At 64.1% G+C, this 14,796-nt stretch carries 15 protein-coding genes; 11 read left to right on the top strand and 4 right to left on the bottom strand.

Going from position 1 to position 14,796, the window contains the following annotated elements:
- Nucleotides 1-67 precede the first annotated feature (67 nt).
- Nucleotides 68-1,510: an aminotransferase-like domain-containing protein gene (locus tag NKT35_RS22020; RefSeq protein ID WP_254297322.1), complete on the bottom strand. Its 1,443-nt coding sequence runs from the start codon at nt 1,508-1,510 to the stop codon at nt 68-70.
- A 180-nt stretch (nt 1,511-1,690) separates the two neighbouring features.
- Here NKT35_RS22020 and NKT35_RS22015 point away from each other — a divergent pair, with 180 nt between their 5' ends.
- From NKT35_RS22015 to NKT35_RS21970, 10 genes are all read left to right on the top strand, one after another.
- Entirely contained in the window at nt 1,691-2,308 is a 618-nt protein-coding gene (locus tag NKT35_RS22015) for a LysE family translocator (protein ID WP_254297320.1), read from the top strand.
- A 100-nt stretch (nt 2,309-2,408) separates the two neighbouring features.
- On the top strand, nt 2,409-2,978 hold the full coding sequence (locus NKT35_RS22010; RefSeq protein WP_254297318.1) for an isochorismatase family protein: 570 nt from the start codon (nt 2,409-2,411) through the stop codon (nt 2,976-2,978).
- Nucleotides 2,979-3,034: 56 nt separating this feature from the next.
- A complete protein-coding gene (locus tag NKT35_RS22005) occupies nt 3,035-3,247 on the top strand; it encodes a DUF1737 domain-containing protein (protein ID WP_254297316.1) in 213 nt (70 codons plus the stop codon).
- Nucleotides 3,234-4,139 (top strand): EamA family transporter, encoded by a 906-nt coding sequence (locus NKT35_RS22000; protein ID WP_254297314.1) that lies wholly within the window; start codon nt 3,234-3,236, stop codon nt 4,137-4,139. The genes NKT35_RS22005 and NKT35_RS22000 overlap by 14 nt, the downstream gene beginning before the upstream one ends.
- The gene (locus NKT35_RS21995; protein ID WP_254297312.1) at nt 4,132-5,046 is read left to right on the top strand and encodes a GlxA family transcriptional regulator; all 915 of its coding nucleotides are present in this window, start codon (nt 4,132-4,134) and stop codon (nt 5,044-5,046) included. The genes NKT35_RS22000 and NKT35_RS21995 overlap by 8 nt, the downstream gene beginning before the upstream one ends.
- Nucleotides 5,047-5,159: 113 nt before the next feature.
- The gene (locus NKT35_RS21990) at nt 5,160-5,873 is read left to right on the top strand and encodes an LPP20 family lipoprotein (protein ID WP_254297310.1); all 714 of its coding nucleotides are present in this window, start codon (nt 5,160-5,162) and stop codon (nt 5,871-5,873) included.
- A gap of 63 nt (nt 5,874-5,936) precedes the next feature.
- Nucleotides 5,937-7,142 (top strand): flagellar assembly protein T N-terminal domain-containing protein, encoded by a 1,206-nt coding sequence (locus tag NKT35_RS21985; RefSeq protein WP_254297308.1) that lies wholly within the window; start codon nt 5,937-5,939, stop codon nt 7,140-7,142.
- A gap of 155 nt (nt 7,143-7,297) precedes the next feature.
- Nucleotides 7,298-8,290, top strand: a complete 993-nt coding sequence (locus NKT35_RS21980) for an extracellular solute-binding protein (protein ID WP_254297306.1) — start codon at nt 7,298-7,300, stop codon at nt 8,288-8,290.
- A gap of 75 nt (nt 8,291-8,365) precedes the next feature.
- Nucleotides 8,366-9,967: an ABC transporter permease gene (locus NKT35_RS21975; protein ID WP_254297304.1), complete on the top strand. Its 1,602-nt coding sequence runs from the start codon at nt 8,366-8,368 to the stop codon at nt 9,965-9,967.
- A gap of 1 nt (nt 9,968) precedes the next feature.
- Nucleotides 9,969-11,012, top strand: a complete 1,044-nt coding sequence (locus tag NKT35_RS21970; RefSeq protein WP_254297302.1) for an ABC transporter ATP-binding protein — start codon at nt 9,969-9,971, stop codon at nt 11,010-11,012.
- Between the two features lie 6 nt (nt 11,013-11,018).
- On the opposite strand, the gene NKT35_RS21965 is transcribed toward NKT35_RS21970, so the two are convergent.
- The 3 genes from NKT35_RS21965 to NKT35_RS21955 all read right to left on the bottom strand — a co-directional run bounded on the left by NKT35_RS21965 (nt 11,019) and on the right by NKT35_RS21955 (nt 13,347).
- The gene (locus NKT35_RS21965) at nt 11,019-11,486 is read right to left on the bottom strand and encodes a YbaK/EbsC family protein (RefSeq protein ID WP_254297300.1); all 468 of its coding nucleotides are present in this window, start codon (nt 11,484-11,486) and stop codon (nt 11,019-11,021) included.
- A 68-nt stretch (nt 11,487-11,554) separates the two neighbouring features.
- Nucleotides 11,555-12,682, bottom strand: a complete 1,128-nt coding sequence (locus NKT35_RS21960) for a methyl-accepting chemotaxis protein (protein WP_254297298.1) — start codon at nt 12,680-12,682, stop codon at nt 11,555-11,557.
- 176 nt (nt 12,683-12,858) lie between these two features.
- Complete coding sequence (locus NKT35_RS21955) at nt 12,859-13,347, bottom strand: Lrp/AsnC ligand binding domain-containing protein (RefSeq protein WP_254297295.1); 489 nt, start codon at nt 13,345-13,347, stop codon at nt 12,859-12,861.
- Between the two features lie 139 nt (nt 13,348-13,486).
- Here NKT35_RS21955 and NKT35_RS21950 point away from each other — a divergent pair, with 139 nt between their 5' ends.
- Complete coding sequence (locus tag NKT35_RS21950) at nt 13,487-14,794, top strand: D-amino acid dehydrogenase (protein ID WP_254297294.1); 1,308 nt, start codon at nt 13,487-13,489, stop codon at nt 14,792-14,794.
- Nucleotides 14,795-14,796 lie beyond the last annotated feature (2 nt).

Genomic DNA, 14,796 nt, shown 5'->3' with positions numbered 1-14,796 from the left:
GAACAGCGTTCGCCAGAACGGCATATCTTTCATTGTTAGGCGCGATGCCGCAAAAACCAAGAGATTGTCATGCCGGCGCGGCCGCCTGTTGGCAGGCGAGTTGGCCGACGCGGGTCAGGGCCGCCAGGTAGCGCTCATCCAATGGATAGCAGCAGGACAGCCGCAGCGCGTTGCGGTAGCGCCCGCCGGGCGAGCTCAGCGGACCGGGGATCAGGCTGATCTTCTCGGCCATGGCGGCGTGGAACAGCGCCACGCTGTCGCAGCCTTCCGGCAATTCCAGCCAGATCAGAAAGCCGCCTTGCGGCTGGGTGGCATGGGTGCCGGGCGGGAAGTGGCGGGCGATCAGGCCGCGCACTTTTTCCACGTGCGAGGCGTAACGGCGCTTCAATGAGCGCAGATGGTGATCGTAGCCGCCGGATTCCAGAAACGCGCCCAGCGTTTCCGCCAATACCGCCGGCTGGGCCACGGTGGAGGCGAACTTCAGCTTGCGCAGCGCGGCGTCGAAACGGCCGCCCTCCATCCAGCCGATGCGGAAATCCGGCGCCAGCGTCTTGGTGTAGCTGGCGCAGACGATGATCCAGCCGTCTTCATCGAATGCCTTCACCGCCGGCGCCAGCGTATCGGCGAATTGCAGCTCGGCGTACAGCGCGTCCTCGATCAAGGGCACTTGGTGGCGGTTGACCAGCCGCGCCAGCCGCTTCTTGTTTTCCAGCGGCATGCAGCAGCCCAGCGGATTGTGGACATTGGGCATGGCCACCAGCGCCTGGATGCGTTTTTCCTCCAGCAGCACTTCCACCGCGTCTATCGACAGGCCGGTTTGCGGGTCGGTGGGAATCTCCACCGCCTTCAGTCCCAAACTGGCCAGCAAGGGCAGCAGGTTGAAATAGGTGGGCGATTCCAGCCCCACCGCGTCGCCATGGCGGGTGACGGCGCGCAGCGCCAGTTGCAGCGCTTCCATGCAGCCGTGGGTGAGGATGATGTTGTCCGGCTGCAGCGCCATCCCCAGGTCCATGCCGCGGCGGGCGATCTGGGTGCGCAGCCGCTCCGAGCCCGGCGGCAAGGCGTAGGTGCTGACCATGCCGGGCTGGCGGCGCAGGATCTGCCCCATCAGCCGCGCCAGCTTGTTGCCGGGATAGAAGTCGCCGCCGCGCGGACAGGCCAGGGCCAGGTCGATGAAGCCATCGGTCTGCTGCGCCTGCAGCACGGTGCCGATCAGATCCAGCACCGCGTTCTTGGTGGGCGAGGCCGGGCTGCTTTCGGTGCCGGTCTGGCGCGCCGGCGAGGGCAGGCGGGCGCGGACGAAATAGCCCGATTGCGGCCTGGCCTCGATCAGCCCCCGGTCTTCCAGCACCCGGTAGGCGCTGACCACGGTGTTGAGGCTGAGCTGGCGGCTGTGGGCGGTGCGGCGCACCGAGGGCAGGCGGGCGCCCGGCTGCAGGGTGCCGCGACTGATCGCCAGCGACAGATCGTCGGCGAGCTGCTGATACAAGGTAGAGGCGCTGCTGGTCATGGCGGCTCGGGAGAAGGGTGACAGCTGTCATCATAGAGTAGGGTGACAGTGCTTGAAAAGTCCTATCTGTAACCAGATCAATTCTCTATTTTTGATTCTGTATCCATTGCGGCGCTGCGCTTAGCATGGTGTTTGCGCGGAGGCTTGTCGCTCTCCGCGGTTTGCTATGTGGAGCGCGCTATGCCTGAGTTTGCCTTGCTGTCTTATGTCGCCCTGATGTCGATCACGCCGGGGCCCAACAACCTGATGCTGGCGTCGTCCGGCGTCAATTTCGGCTTCCGCCGCACCGTGCCGCATTTGTTGGGCATCAGCCTGGGCTGCGCCTTGCAGGTGTTCATCGTCGCCTTGCTGCTGGCGCAGGCGATGGGCTGGCTGGCTTCCTGGCGGCTGGGGCTGGCGGCGGTGGGCTGCGGATATTTGCTGTGGCTGTCCTGGAAGATCGCCCGCGCCGGCCAGCCGGAGGGGCGTGAGCAAGCCAGGCCGCTGGGTTTTGTCGGCGCGGCCTTGTTCCAGTGGCTCAATCCCAAGGCGTGGGTAATGGTGTTGAACGCGTCCATCCTGTTCATGCCGGGCGGCAATGGCAAGCTGGCCGCCGCTTTGCTGTTGGCGCTGGTGTTCGCCCTGGTGAATCTGCCTTGCATCAGCGTCTGGGCGTATGCCGGCGAGCGCTTGCGCCGCTGGCTGGGCTCGCCGCGCGCCTTGCTGGCTTACAACCTGACCATGGGCGGCTTGATGGCGGCGACGGCATTGTGGCTGCTTGTCGATGAGCTGGGCGCAGCCTGGCATGGTGGAGTGTGATGTCCTTTTTTGACGCTGTCTTGTCCGGGAATGGCCTTATTTCCTGATCGCCCGCCGTTTAGCATGAGGTCCATGTTTAGCGCAGCCAAGGAGAGGCGATATGGGACAGACAGCTTTGTTGGTCATCGATGTGCAGGATTCGTTTTTGCATCGGCCCTATTGGGACGAGGGCGAGCTGCCGCCTTACCGCGAGGCGCAACTGGCGCTGATCGCCGGGGCCGAGGCGCGCGGCGCGCCGGTGATCAATATCCTGCATACCGACGGCGACGAGCCGTTCCGGCTGGAGTCGGGCCTGGTGAAGCCGCAAGCCTGGCTGAGGCATCAGCCGGCGACCACCTTCATCAAGCATGTGCATAACGCCTTGACGGAGTCCGGCTTGCAGCCCTGGCTGCAGGCGCGCGGCATCCGAAGATTGATGATTTCCGGCATCCGCACCGAACAGTGCTGCGAAACCACCGCGCGGGTGGCGTCCGATCTGGGTTACGAGGTGGATTACGTCACCGAGGCGACCCTGACTTTTGCCATGACCCATCCGCTCAGCGGCCGCGTATATAGCGCAGCCGAGCTGCGGGAGCGGACCGAGCTGGTGTTGGCGGGGCGCTTCGCGACCATCGTGACGGTGGAGCAGGCCTTGCAAAGAATGGAAGCGGCCGGCGCGCTTGCGGTTTGACGCCGTCATGGCATAAGGTGTGCTTCGACCCCTGTTTATTTCAATAAGGAATTGCCATGTCCCAGCCATTCAGTCTTTCGCCGCCGGAGGGCTTGCCCGTCTATCGCCTGCTGACCGGACCCGACGACGCGGCATTTTGCCGCCGCGTCAGCGAAGCGCTGGCGCTGGGCTATCGGCTGCATGGTTCGCCGGCCGCCACCTTCAACGGAGAAAGGGTGATCGTGGCGCAGCCGGTATTGTGGCCGGGGGCGAGCCATGCCGCTGATTGACGTGATCCAGGCGCTGGCCATCGTGGTGGCCTGGGGCGTCAATTTCGTGGTGATCAAGTGGGGCGTGGCCGGGGTGCCGCCTTTGCTGCTGGGCGCGCTGCGTTTCAGCCTGGTGGCTTTCCCGGCGGTGTTTTTCATCAAGCGGCCGGCCTTGCCCTGGCGCTATCTGGCCTTGTATGGCTTGACGGTGGGCGTGGGCCAGTTCGGCTGCCTGTTCACCGCCATCAAGCTGGGCATGCCGGCGGGTTTGGCCTCGGTGGTGCTGCAGTCGCAAGCGTTCTTCACCCTGTTGTTCGCCCGCGTGTTTCTGGATGAGCGCTGGCAGCGCAGCCAGCTGATAGGCGCGGCCTTGGCCTTGCTGGGACTGGCGCTGATCGGCGCCGGCAAGGGCGGCGGCATGACAGCGCTGGGCTTTGGCCTGACCATCGCCGGCGCGTCCAGCTGGGCGGCGTCCAATGTGGTGGTGCGCGCCATGGGGCGGGCCGGATACCGTGTCGCGCCGCTGGGCTTGGTGATCTGGTCGAGCTTGATTCCGCCTATCCCATTTCTGCTGCTGTCCTGGCAATTGGAAGGCGGCGAGCAGATTCTGGCCGCCTTGCGCGGCTTCAATCCGCAATCGCTGTTCGCGGTGGTCTATCTGGCGGTGGTGGCGTCGATGTTCGGCTATGGCTTGTGGAGCCGCTTGCTGACCCGCCACGCGGCCGGCAAGGTGGCGCCGTTTTCCTTGCTGGTGCCGGTGGTGGGCTTGATCGCCTCCCATTTATTGCTGGGCGAAAGCCTGAGCCTGGCGCAGATGGCCGGCAGCGGCATGCTGATGGCCGGTTTGGCGGCGTCGGTGTTTGGCGGGCGGCTGGTTTCAGGCTGGCGCGCCTTGGTGGCCAGCCGTGCTTGAGGTGTGTTTTGTCCTGCCGCCGGACGTGTTGTTGCTGGATCTGGCCGGACCGGCGGAGGCGTTCCGTTTGGCCGCGGAGTTCGGCGCGCCGCTTAAGCTGCGATTTATAGGGCCGGCAGCGGAGGCCGGCACTTCTTTGGGACTGGCGCTGGCGCGAGTCGAGCCCTTGCCGGACGATCTGCCCGTCGGCTGTCTGGTGGTGGCGCCGGGATCTACGCCGTCCGCCATCGCCTACGCCAAGCCGGACGCCCGCCGCGTGGTCTCCTGGCTGGCGGGCTTCAAGGCGCGGTCTGATTTGAGCTGGGCTGGCGTATGCTCCGGCAGCTTGCTGTTGGCCGAGGCCGGTTTGTTCGATGACCGCGCTTGCACCAGCCACCATACCTTGATTTCCCGCTTGCGGGACTTGGCGCCTGCCGCCAGAGTGCTGGAAAACCGCGTGTTCGTGCAGGATGGCGGCCGTTACAGCAGCGCCGGCATCACCGCCGGCATCGATCTGGCCCTGCATTTGATAGGCGAGCGTTTCGATCCGGCCATCGCCCGCTCGGTAGCGCGCGAGATGGTGGTGTATTTCCGCCGCTCGCCGCAAGACCCGGAGTTGTCGCCATGGCTGGCCTGGCGCAACCATCTGCACCCGGCCTTGCATCGGGCGCAGGATTTGATCTGCTCCGATCCGGTGCGCGATTGGCCCCTGGCGGAATTGGCCGATAGAGTGCATGTCAGCGCCCGCCATTTGACCCGCTTGTTCCGCGAGCAGGCTGGCGTGTCCGCGCTGGATTACCATCGCGCCTTGCGGCTGGCGCTGGCCAGACAATGGCAAACCGCGGGCTGGGGCAAGGAAAAGGCGGCTTTGGCGGCGGGCTTTTCTTCCGCCCGGCAAATGAGCCGCGCCGAGCAGACGCATGCGTGACGGGCAGGGCGATGCCGGAAAAATCTCAAGTTTCATGGCGCGCGGCCGATGTTCGGGTTGACGAGTCGCGAGAATGGTTCATACCATTCCATCAATATCTATCGGTAACTGCCATGAAAACTGCCCGTTGTCTGTCCCGTTTTGCGCCCGTGTTGCTGGCGGCGGCCTTGTCCGCCTGTTCGATGCCCCAGCAACCGCACTCTTCGCCGTCCATGGGTTCTTCGCCGGCGAGAGAGTCGGGCATGACGCCTAGCGGCGTGGGCTATGTTGGCTCCGGCAGCGAAGGCGCGAGCGGCGAAGAGGTGAAGGTGGTGATCAAGGAGGTCAATCCCTTCCAGCCCATCATCGTGCGGGTCAGCGGCACCGGCGCGGCGCCTTATACCAATAGCCTGACGCCGTCTCAGCGCAAGCTGCTGGCGATGCGGGCGGCGCGGCTGGACGCTTTCCGTTCGATAGCGGAACAGGTGCAGGGCATGCGCCTGGTGGGCAACAGCACGGTGTCGAACATGATCGCCACCAGCGATAGCTTCCGCGCTTATGTCGATGCCTATCTGCGCGGCGTGGTGATCGTATCCACTACGATGAAGCCGGACGGGACCAGCGAGGCGATAGCTGAAATCACGCTGGATCAGGAATTCTACAAGCAGTTCCGCAATGTATTCGACAAGTCCGGCAGCGTGATGCGCGCGGCGCAGGAAACCGGCGCCGTCGGCGCGCAGTGTCCGGAAGGCAATTGCGGCGCCACCAAGGTGGTGCCGGCCACGGCCGCGCCGGCCGCCATGCAGGCGCCTAACCGCTACAGCAACAATTTCTACGTGACCCAATAAATGAAGCGCATTCATCAGGCAGCTGCCGCCCTTGTGGCGGCATTTGTTTTATCGGCGCCGGCCATGGCGGAAATCTACTCCGCCGAAGGCGTGGCGCCCTTGGACAACGGCGCGGTGACGGCGCGTGAGATGGCCATCCGCGACGCTTTGCAACTGATCTCCATCCGCCAGGGCGCGACGCTGGAGTCGGTGCAGGTTTTGCAAAACGGCCGCCAGAGCGAGTCCGGCAATCTGCGGCCGGTCGCGCCGGTCCAGGGGACGATGAAGGTGGTCAAGGAGTTTCAGCAAGGGAAGCTCTACCACGTCAAGGTCGAGGTCGATACCGGCAGCGAGGCAGGCGCGGAGCGCCGCGACCCGGCTTGCGCGATTCCGCCTGGCCGCTCGCTGCGGCGCCGGCTGGTCACCACGTATTTCGATGTGGCGCGTCCGGCCGAGGCATCCGACATGTCCGATCTGGCGACGGCGCTGCCGACCGAGCTGTCGCGGCGCTTGTCGCGCAATGCCCAATTGATGGTACGCGACGCCAATACCATTTCCGTGCTGGCCGATAGCAGGGTGGCCGAGCCCGCCGCTGGCTGGGATATCGCCAGCCAGCTGGGTTTGCGCGAGGATGTGCAATTTGTGGTGGCGGGGCGGGTATTGTCCAGTTCGATTACCGACAAGGAGCCGCGCCCATCTTTCTTCGAGTCCAACAATACCAGCCAGCAGGGCGCGTTCTATAACGGCCCCTTCGCCGGCATGTTCGGCATGGGCGTCAAATACGCGCCCACTCGCCGCCAATTCGATTTCGAGGTGTGGATTTACGACGGCCTGACCGGTTCGCTGTTGGCCAATGAACGCTTCGGCGGCGAGGCCAAGGGCGAAGTGGTGCCCAAACTGCCCAAGCCATTCGCCTCTGAGGCCTTCTGGATGACGGACTACGGCAAGTTGATCAATCAATTGCTGAACAAGGCCGCCACGCGAGTGGATGACGTCATTTCCTGCATTCCCTTCTCCGCGCGCATCGTCAAGCAAGAGGGCAAGCGCATCTATATCAATGCCGGCTTGCTGGACGGCATGGCGGTGGGCGACAAGCTGCTGCTGTACAAACGCTCGACGGGCCAGCCGGTGCGCGACCTGATTTCCGGCCGCGCGCTGGGCATGCCGGAAAGCCTGAATGGCGATGTGACGCTGATACAGGTGCAGCCGAACTTCTCCATAGGCGTGGCGCAGGGCGCGACCGCGCCGGTGTCGGACGGCGACTTCGTCCGCTTCTCGCAAGCGCGTTGAGCCTATCGATGAATGGCGGCCGCCGGGCCGCCATTTTCTATTTTGGGGCGGCAATTTGTAAGGAAGCTGTTCACAAAATAGAATTGATTCGCATTAGCATGGAATGCTAGGGTGCACCCCGAAGCCGCTATTCAAATAGACAGAGGGGATACGCCTTGAAACAGCAACTGATGTTCGCCGCCGCGCTGTCGGCGCTGGCCGGCATGGCGCAGGCCGAAGAAGTCGTGGTTTACAGCGCGCGCGCCGAGCAATTGGTGAAGCCGCTGATCGACACCTACAAGAAAGAGACCGGCGTCACGGTGAAACTGGTGTCGGACAAGGAAGGCCCCTTGATGGAGCGCATGCGCGCCGAGGGCGCGAATAGCCCGGCCGATCTGCTGCTGACCGTGGATGCGGGCAATTTGTGGCAGGCGGAAAAGCTGGGTTTGCTGCGGGCCGTCAAGTCCCCGACGCTGGATGCCAACATCCCGGCGCATCTGCGCGACCCCAATCATCAATGGTATGGCCTGTCCATCCGCGCCCGCACGCTCTTCTACAACACGCAGAAAGTGAAGCCGGGCCAATTATCCAGCTATGCCGACCTGGCGGATCCGAAGTGGAAGGGCAAGCTCTGCCTGCGCACCTCCAAGAAAGTGTACAACCAGTCGCTGGTGGCGATGATGCTGGCGGACATGGGCCCGGCCAAGACCGAGCAGGTGGTCAAGGGCTGGGTCGGCAATCTGGCAACGGCGGTATTCCCGGACGACACCAAGATGCTGGAGGCGATCGCCGCCGGACAGTGCGAGGTGGGCATCGCCAATACCTATTACTACGGAAGGCTGATGGAGAAGTCGCCCAAGCTGCCGCTCGGCATTTTCTGGGCTGATCAGGCGGGCAAGGGAACCCACGTCAATATCTCCGGCGCCGGCGTGGCGCGCTACGCCAAGAACGAAAAGGGCGCGGTGAAGTTCCTGGAGTGGCTGAGCTCGGAAAAGGCGCAAAACCTGTTCGCCGACGTCAATATGGAGTTCCCGGTCAATCCCAAGGTGAAGCCGGATGCCAAGGTCGCCGCCTGGGGCGATTTCAAGCACAACTACATCAATGTCTCCAACGCCGGCGCGCGCCAGGCCGAGGCGGTGAAACTGATGGACCGCATGGGCTACAAGTAAGTCCGGCCGCCTTTCTTGCCTCTCAACGGCTCGCCGGGCTTCATCGCGGCGGGCCGTTGTCGTTGGATGTTTCTTATGTTCGCTTCCCTTTTCCGCTGGCGCGCGGCGGCGGCCTTGATCAGCCTGCTGACCTTGATTCCGCTGGCCGTCATCGCGCAGGGCGCGCTGCAGCCGGATGTCGATGTCTGGCGCCATCTGGCCGAGCACGCGCTGCCCGAGCTGTGGCGCAATACCGCCATTCTGTTGCTGGGCGTCGGCGGCGGCGTGCTGTTGCTGGGCGTGCCGCTGGCCTGGCTGACCGCTGTCCATGACTTCCCGGGGCGGCGCTTGTTCGCCTGGGCGCTGATGTTGCCGCTGGCGATGCCGGCCTATGTGATGGCCTTCGCCCAACTGGGCCTGTTCGAATTCACCGGACCCTTGCAAACCGCTTTGCGAGAGGCTTTTGGCGATTCTTCCTGGGTGCCGGACATCCGCTCCGCTGCGGGCGTGGTGACGGTGCTGTCGCTGGCGTTTTATCCCTATGTCTATTTATTGGCGCGCGACGCTTTTTCCTCCATGGGCAGGCGCGCGCTGGAGGTGGGGCAATCGTTGGGCTTGTCGCCGCTGGCCGGTTTTTTCCGAGTGGCGCTGCCTATGGCCAGGCCGTGGATCATCGCCGGTTTGAGCCTGGCGCTGATGGAGACGCTGGCGGATTTCGGCGCGGTGGCCATCTTCAATTACGACGCCTTCACATCGGCCATCTACAAGGCCTGGTTCAGTTTGTTCTCCTTGCCGGCGGCCAAGCAGCTGGCCTCCTTGCTGGTATTGCTGGTGCTGGCCTTGCTGTGGCTGGAGCAAAGAGCGCGCGGCGCCCGCGGCTATGGCGAGGCGGGCAGGGCGGCGCCGCTGCCGCGCGTCAAATTGTCCGGCGCGGGCGCCTGGCTGGCCTGCGCCTTCTGCGCGCTGGTTTTGTCGCTGGCTTTTATCCTGCCGTTCGGGCTGGTGTTGGTTTGGGCGGCCGAGCAAGCGGCAAGCGATCTGGCTGATTTGCTGGAGCCCTTGCGCAGCTCCCTGCTGTTGGCCGCGCTTGCCGCCGCGCTGGTGCCCAGTCTGGCCATGGCGCTCGCCTTCGCCGGACGGCGGGACCCCGGCAGTCGGCTGTGGACGAGGTTGGCGACGCTGGGTTACGCGGTGCCAGGCACCGTGTTGGCGGTAGGCGTGTTCGTGCCGGTGGCGGCCTTGGACAACTGGCTGCTGGCGCATGCGGCGGGATGGTTGCCGGCAGGCGCGACGGCCGTGTTCAAAGGAAGTTTGCTGGTGATGCTGCTGGCGTATTGCTCGCGCTTTCTCGCTGTGGGCCATTCCGCGGTGGACGCGGCGATGCAGCGCATCGGCCGCAGCCAGGAAGAGGCGGCGCAGAGCCTGGGCGTCAGCGGCTGGCGGCTGGCGTGGCGGCTGCACCTGCCCTTGCTGCGTGGCGGCATGGCCACGGCGATGCTGATGGTGTTCATCGATGTGATGAAGGAGATGCCGATCACGCTGATGACGCGGCCGTTCGGCTGGGACACGCTGGCGGTGCGCATTTTCAATCTGACAACCGAGGGCGAGTGGCAGCGCGCGGCCTTGCCGTCGGCGGCCATCGTGCTGGCCGGCCTGTTGCCTGTGCTGCTGTTGTCGCGGCGGAAAACCGGAGCCTGATATGGAAAAACTGCTTGAATTCGACAGCGTGAGTCTGGACTACGCCGGTCGCCCAGTGCTTGCCGGCATGAGCTTCTCGCTGGCGCCGGGCGAGATCGCCTGCTTGCTGGGCGCGTCCGGCTGCGGCAAAACCAGCGCGCTGCGTTGCATCGCCGGTTTCGAAACCCCGTCCGCGGGCGCCATCCGCTTGGGCGGGGAAACGATGGCGGGCGAGGGCGTCAAAGTGCCGGCGCATCGCCGCAGGGTAGGCATGGTGTTTCAGGATCACGCGCTGTTTCCTCATCTGACGGCGGCGGAGAATGTGGCTTTCGGGCTGTCCGCCTTGAGCCGGGCCGGCCGTCGCGAGCGCGTGTCGGAAGCCTTGGCGCTGGTGGGCTTGGGCGAGGAGGCCGGGCGTTATCCGCATCAGCTGTCCGGCGGGCAGCAGCAGCGGGTGGCCTTGGCGCGCGCCCTGGCGCCAAGGCCGCGCCTGCTGGCGCTGGACGAACCGTTTTCCAATCTGGATGCCGAACTGCGGGAACGCTTGGCGCGCGAGGTGAGGGATGTGCTGAAGCGGCTGGGCATCGCCGCGCTGATGGTGACGCATGATCAGCACGAAGCCTTCGCCTTTGCCGACACGGTGGGCGTGATGCATGGCGGCCGCTTGCAGCAATGGGACGCGCCGGAGGCATTGTACCGTTCGCCGGCCAGCCGCTATGTGGCCGGGTTCATCGGCCAGGGCGCTTTCTTGCCTGGCAGGGCGGGCGACGACGGCAGCGTGATGCTGGAGACCGGAGCGTTGCGCAGCGAGAGCGGGTTGCCATTCCGGCCCGGCGCAGAGGTGGAGGTGTTGCTGCGGCCTGACGAGGTGAAGCTGGAGCCGCGCAGCGCCTTGCAGGCGCGGGTGCTTGAGCGCATGCTGCGCGGCAGCGTCTGCCACTACGTCTTGGCCTTGCCCTCGGGCAGGCGGCTGCTGGCCGAGTTGAGCTACGAGCACCCGCTGGCCGTGGGCGAGCGGGTGGGCATCAAGCTGCAGCCTAAGCGGCTATTGGCCTTTTCGGCCTGAGGCGGCCTAGGCGAAGTCCTGGCAGACATCCACCCAGACGCCGCCGGTGACTTCGCGCAGTTGCAGCGGCTTGATTCTCACCGCGCTGTGGGTGGCGCCGGCGGCGGGCAGGATCTCATCGAAGCCTTGCAGGGAAACATCCAGGTAGATGGGCAGTTCATTGGCCAGGCCGAAAGGGCAGACGCCGCCGACAGGGTGGCCGGTGATGGCCTCCACCTCATCCGGCGGCAGCATCCTGCCTTTGCCGAAAGTGTCTTTGAATTTGCGGTTGTCGATGCGGGCGTCGCCGCGGGCCACCAGGATCACCTCGCGGCTGTCGGACAGGCGGAAGGCCAGCGTCTTGGCGATGCGGCCAGGCTCCACGCCATGCGCCGCGGCGGCTTCCGCCACCGTGGCGGTGCTGACGCCCAGCTCGATGATGGCGATGTCGAGTTGGCGCAGGGCGAAGAATTCGCGGACGGATTCCAGGCTCATGGACGGTCCTGATCTTGACTGAAAACGCCAAGATAACGGAAGCCGCCGGCTCGCGCCAGCCTTCGCGGCTACTGGCCGCGGGCGATCTCGGTCAGTTTGTCGGCAATGTCCTGCGAGGTGGCGGCCTGCTCCTCGGCGGCATTGGCGATCTGCACCACGAAGTCGCGCATATTGTTGACTTCCCGGACGATGGCGGTCAGCGCTTCTTCCGCCCGCAGGAAGTCGTTTTCGGTGGAATCCACCTTGTCGCGGCCATTCTCAATGGCCTGGACATTCTGCTGAACCTCGCTCTGTATGGTGTGGATCATGTCGCTGATCTCTTGGGTGGCCTTGGTGGTGCGTTCGGCCAGTTTGCGCACTTCGTCGGCCACCACGGCGAAACCGCGTCCCATTTCGCCGGCGCGCGCGGCCTCGATGGCGGCGTTCAGCGCCAGCAGATTGGTTTGATCGGCGATGTCCTTGATCACATTGATGATGCGGCCTATCGTCTCCGAGCGCTGCCCCAGCGAGACCAGGCTGTCGGCGGTGGCGCGCACCATTTCGCCGACCGACTTCATCCCGGAACTGGTTTCATTGACGATCTTCGCGCTTTTGCGGCTTTCGCTCAGCATCAGTTCCGCGGATTGCGAGGCGGATGAGGTCTGCACCGCGACGTTCTCGATGGTGGCGCTCATCGCCTGCATGTTTTCAGAAACCTCGTTGACGCGGTTCTCCAGGAAGGTGCGCCGGCTGTCATGTTCTTCTTTCAGCTGGCGCGCGGTTTCTTCGGCCGTTACATCCTTGAAGCTGGCCATGAAGCAGAGCAGTTTGCCGCTGTCCTGCTTGCTCCAGATCGGGAAGACCTTGGTCATGAACACAATGCCGCCCACGGGAATCATGGCGCTGTGGAAGGGCATTTTCCGCGCGGCGAGGTCGGCCAGGATCTTGCGGTTATGCGAGGGGTCGCGGTGAAACTGATGGATGGTTTTTCCCTGCGCCTGCTTGACGTCGACGCCGGAGCGGAAGCGCTGGTTCAGCTCGGCCTGGTGCTGGCTCAAGACATCGCGCGCCGTCTTGTTCATGTAGAAGATCGCATTGTCCGGACTGGTGTCGCACAACATGATCAGGTTGTCGCTATTGTCCAGCACGCATTGGAATTGGTGCAGCGTCTGTTCCAGTTCGTCCGTCTTGTCCGCTTTGTTGAACCATCCCGCCATCTTTGCCTCCCGCGATAGATTTTGTCTTTGCCGGGCTGATGGTCGAATCGGGCCGCGGCGGCAGTCTCTTCTGACGCCGTGCTCAGTTCAGGGACATGCTCAATCCATCATACGAAGTTTTACGGAGGATGCCGGGTTTGATTTTGATCAGAATAATTTCACCAGAAGAATTCTGATCAGTCGCTTAAGGGCAGGGACAGCGTTTCCTTCACTTCCTCCATCACGACATAGCTTTTGGACTCTTTGGCCGACGGCAGTTGCAGCAGGATGTCGCCCAGCAGCTTGCGATACATCGACATGTCGGCGATGCGCGCCTTGATCAGGTAGTCGAAATCGCCCGACACCAGGTGGCATTCCAGGATTTCCGGAATGCTCATGATCTCGCGGCGGAAGGCGTCGAAAATATTGCCGGATTTGGCCTCCAGCTTGATTTCGACGAAAACCAGCAGCGCGCCGCCGACGGCGTGCGGATTGAGGCGGGCGTAATAGCCCTCGATGATGCCGTCGCGCTCCATGCGCCGCACCCGCTCGGTGCAGGGCGTGGTGGACAGGCCTACCTTCTCGGCCAGCTCGGTCATGGCGATGCGGCCGTTCTTTTGCAGGATGCGCAGGATTTTGCGGTCCATCTTGTCCAGCGTCTTGCCGGTGGTAGTGATGGTCTTCATATTTTCACTGCTAGCACGTCAAAATTTTATAAAGTACCCGTTGATTGTGGTCAATTTCAGTGAAAAAAACCAGTAGCTAATTCATATACTAGCGAAAATCACTAGCCGTAGCGGTATGGCTACAATCGGAGAGAAGACAATGAAGGTAATCGTGCTGGGTGGCGGCGTTCTGGGCGTGTCCACCGCGTGGTATTTGGCCAAGGCGGGCTGCCAGGTGACGGTGCTGGAGCGCCAGGACGGCGTGGCGCTGGAAACCAGCTTCGGCAACGCCGGCCAGATATCCCCCGGTTACTCCGCGCCCTGGGCCGCGCCCGGCATTCCGCAAAAGGCGATCAAGTGGATGTTCCAGCGCCACGCGCCGCTGGCCATCAGCCCGGACGGCAGCTGGTACCAGCTGCGTTGGATCGCCCAAATGCTGGCCAACTGCAATGAAAAAGCCTATGCGGTGAATAAGGGCCGCATGATGCGGCTGGCCGAGTACAGCCGCGACAAGATCAAGGAGCTGCGCGCCGAAACCGGCCTGAACTACGAAGGCCGCCAGGGCGGCACGCTGCAGCTGTTCCGCAGCCAGGCCCAGGTGGAAGGCATGGCCAAGGACATCGCCGTGCTGCGCGAGTGCGGCGTGGACTTCAATGTGCTGGACCCGGACGGCTGCGCCCGCGTCGAGCCGGCGCTGGCGGCGGTCAAGCACAAGCTGGCCGGCGGCCTGCAGCTGCCCAACGATGAAACCGGCGATTGCAATCTGTTCACCAGCCGCCTGGCGGATCTGGCCCGCGCCAAGGGCGTGGAGTTCCGTTTCGGCGTGACGGTGGAAGGCATTCGCCACGACGGCAAGCGCATCACCGGCGTGCGCGTCGGCGGCGAATTGCTGACGGCCGACCATTACGTGGTGGCGATGGGCAGCTACTCGCGCGATCTGGTGAAGGAGCTGGGCATCGACATTCCGGTGTATCCGGTCAAGGGCTACTCGCTGACCGTGCCCATCACCAACTCGGCCGGCGCGCCGACTTCCACCATCCTGGACGAAACCTACAAGGTGGCGATCACCCGCTTCGACAACCGCATCCGCGTCGGCGGCATGGCCGAGCTGTCCGGCTACAACCTGGAGCTGAACCCGCGCCGCCGCGAAACGCTGGAAATGGTGGTCGGCGATCTGTACCCGAACGGCGGCGACATTCCGGCGGCTTCGTTCTGGACCGGCCTGCGCCCGATGACCCCGGACGGCACGCCGATTATCGGCGGCACGCGCTTCGCCAATCTGTCGCTGAACACCGGCCACGGCACGCTGGGCTGGACCATGTGCGCCGGCTCCGGCAAGGTGCTGGCCGACCTGATCACCGGCGTGAAGCCGGAAATCAGCGTGGATGGCTTGTCCATGCAGCGCTACGCCAAGCAGGGCGAAACGCTGGTGGTGCCGGTTTACCGTCCGGCGGTGCAAGGAATCTGATG

This window comes from Chromobacterium sp. IIBBL 290-4 (genome assembly GCF_024207115.1).
Lineage (GTDB): Bacteria > Pseudomonadota > Gammaproteobacteria > Burkholderiales > Chromobacteriaceae > Chromobacterium.
The sequence above is the reverse complement of the archived record's forward strand: the minus strand, read 5'-3'. Positions and strand labels throughout refer to the sequence as shown.

What these genes read in the sequence shown, in the direction of transcription:
- NKT35_RS22015 (WP_254297320.1), top strand. Translation starts at nt 1,691, where the DNA reads ATGCCTGAGTTTGCCTTGCTGTCTTATGTCGCCCTGATGTCGATCACG.
- NKT35_RS22000 (WP_254297314.1), top strand. Translation starts at nt 3,234, where the DNA reads ATGCCGCTGATTGACGTGATCCAGGCGCTGGCCATCGTGGTGGCCTGG.
- NKT35_RS21985 (WP_254297308.1), top strand. Translation starts at nt 5,937, where the DNA reads ATGGCGGAAATCTACTCCGCCGAAGGCGTGGCGCCCTTGGACAACGGC.
- NKT35_RS21970 (WP_254297302.1), top strand. Translation starts at nt 9,969, where the DNA reads ATGGAAAAACTGCTTGAATTCGACAGCGTGAGTCTGGACTACGCCGGT.
- NKT35_RS22010 (WP_254297318.1), top strand. Translation starts at nt 2,409, where the DNA reads ATGGGACAGACAGCTTTGTTGGTCATCGATGTGCAGGATTCGTTTTTG.
- NKT35_RS21960 (WP_254297298.1), bottom strand. Translation starts at nt 12,682, where the DNA reads ATGGCGGGATGGTTCAACAAAGCGGACAAGACGGACGAACTGGAACAG.
- NKT35_RS21965 (WP_254297300.1), bottom strand. Translation starts at nt 11,486, where the DNA reads ATGAGCCTGGAATCCGTCCGCGAATTCTTCGCCCTGCGCCAACTCGAC.
- NKT35_RS21990 (WP_254297310.1), top strand. Translation starts at nt 5,160, where the DNA reads ATGAAAACTGCCCGTTGTCTGTCCCGTTTTGCGCCCGTGTTGCTGGCG.
- NKT35_RS21955 (WP_254297295.1), bottom strand. Translation starts at nt 13,347, where the DNA reads ATGAAGACCATCACTACCACCGGCAAGACGCTGGACAAGATGGACCGC.
- NKT35_RS22020 (WP_254297322.1), bottom strand. Translation starts at nt 1,510, where the DNA reads ATGACCAGCAGCGCCTCTACCTTGTATCAGCAGCTCGCCGACGATCTG.
- NKT35_RS22005 (WP_254297316.1), top strand. Translation starts at nt 3,035, where the DNA reads ATGTCCCAGCCATTCAGTCTTTCGCCGCCGGAGGGCTTGCCCGTCTAT.
- NKT35_RS21950 (WP_254297294.1), top strand. Translation starts at nt 13,487, where the DNA reads ATGAAGGTAATCGTGCTGGGTGGCGGCGTTCTGGGCGTGTCCACCGCG.
- NKT35_RS21975 (WP_254297304.1), top strand. Translation starts at nt 8,366, where the DNA reads ATGTTCGCTTCCCTTTTCCGCTGGCGCGCGGCGGCGGCCTTGATCAGC.